Annotated in this window: 1 protein-coding gene and 1 pseudogene; both read right to left on the reverse strand. The window is 59.2% G+C overall.

Annotated elements, in window-relative coordinates:
* Nucleotides 1-179 precede the first annotated feature (179 nt).
* Nucleotides 180-1,163, reverse strand: coding sequence for a 5'/3'-nucleotidase SurE (gene surE, locus AC07DW_RS34405; protein ID WP_478861519.1), 984 nt, complete (start codon nt 1,161-1,163; stop codon nt 180-182).
* A 333-nt stretch (nt 1,164-1,496) separates the two neighbouring features.
* Nucleotides 1,497-1,578 (reverse strand): annotated as a pseudogene (locus tag AC07DW_RS34410) (hypothetical protein); the annotation flags it as partial.
* Between the last annotated feature and the right edge of the window lie 88 nt (nt 1,579-1,666).

Genomic DNA, 1,666 nt, shown 5'->3' on the forward strand with positions numbered 1-1,666 from the left:
GCATCTGAACGACGTGGCGCGGAACGTCGAGCATGGCAGCATAGGTGACCAACGTGAAGCCCCCGGTGAACAGGCGGTCTTGTGAGAGACCTGTCTTACCAGGGGCTTCACGTCTGCCCGCAGCCGGCTTCACGTCCAAGCAGCCGCGAGATCATTTCGCTGAGAAAACCTCAGTACTCTCAGGGGGAAATCTGGTTCAGTAGGGCGGAAGTTTGGTTTGCCTGTGCATTGCTGCTGTTCCAGTCCGCCTGGATGGGCGTCACAGAAATCCGATCGGCCAAAATTGCGGCGAGATCGGTATCACGCTCCGGGCCGGAGAAGCGGATTTCGGGTTCCAGGACGTATGAGTCACCCTCAACGTGCCGATATTTCGGCCGCAGAACGAGTTGATCATCCTGCTGGGTTACGGTCACTTCCCGCGCCGCTGCGCTTCCATCCCCGATCAAGGGATAGTTGACGTTGAGCCCTACTCCCTCGGGTAGTAGCTGATCAGGGTTTTTGTCCTGGAGGTAATCGACCAGGCGCTGCGTAAAGTCTGCGGTGTGCCTCATCTGGTTGAAGGTCGGCTGAATCGGCTTGCCCGGGTCGATGTCGTTACTGACTGCTATGGCAGGCACGCCGTGCTCCAGCGCTCTGACTGCAGCTCCGACTGTTCCAGAATGATTGGCGATCGCGGCGACATTGGGCCCGGGGTTGATTCCGGATACCACCAGGTCGGGAGGGCTGTCCTTGAAAACTTCCCCTAGACCGAAGGAAACGGCATCGCCAGGGGTACCATCGACCGCCCATGCCCGATCATCCACCTTCTGCGCCGTTATGTGGCCCCCCAGAAGGTTCAGCTTTGTGCCGCTGGCACTGTTGTCGGTGAGCGGCGCCACAACGATCACTTCATGTCCGCCCCGGGTAAGAGCCTGAGCCATTGTACGCAGGCCCGGCGCCGAGTAGCCGTCATCATTTGTCAGCATGATACGGAGGGGATCATGATTGGACTGCGCGGCAGTGGCCGTTTGCACGGACGTCGTGGCAGGGTGATGAACAGCGATTGCTGGTAGCACACTCATGGGGATGACTACCGCGACTCCTGCAATCAATCGATTGCAATGCGTCAGCATGTCGACCGCCCCCTTCTCGCAGAGATTATAAAAGAGGCCGTATTTCATCATAGATGCGCCTCGGGCTACGGGTAGCGTTCGGGACGGTCCGTGACTGGAGAGGTTTATACTGTCACCAGGGCATTACCGAGCTTGAACTCGATGTCGTCTTCGGTGTATTCAGGGGCTGACGGTCAGTCCTGTCACGGTGAGGCAGCCGTCTAGTGTCCTGCGCCAGGAATTCGTTCAAGATATGTGGCGAGGCGTTCGAGGATCTCGTCGGCGGTTTTGTCCAGGCGAATGGCCGGGGGTTCTCGTTCCATGTCTTGATCCAGGTCCGGATGTCCTTCTCCAGCGCCTGGACGTTTTTGTGGGCCCCGCGCCGTATCCGCTGGTCCGTCAGGAGGCCGAACCACCGCTCGACCTGGTTGAGCCAGGAGGAGTACGTGGGCGTGAAGTGCATGTGGAACCGGGGGTGGGCCTCTAGTGTCCTGCGCCGGGAATTCGATTAAGATATGAGGCCAGGCGTTCGAGGATCTCGTCGGCGCTCTTCGTCCATGTGAAGGGGCGGGGGT

The sequence above is a fragment of the Streptomyces sp. NPDC045701 genome (assembly GCF_056432045.1).

Coding starts and splice junctions, on each gene's coding strand:
- surE (WP_478861519.1), bottom strand. CDS start 1,163: ATGATGAAATACGGCCTCTTTTATAATCTCTGCGAGAAGGGGGCGGTC.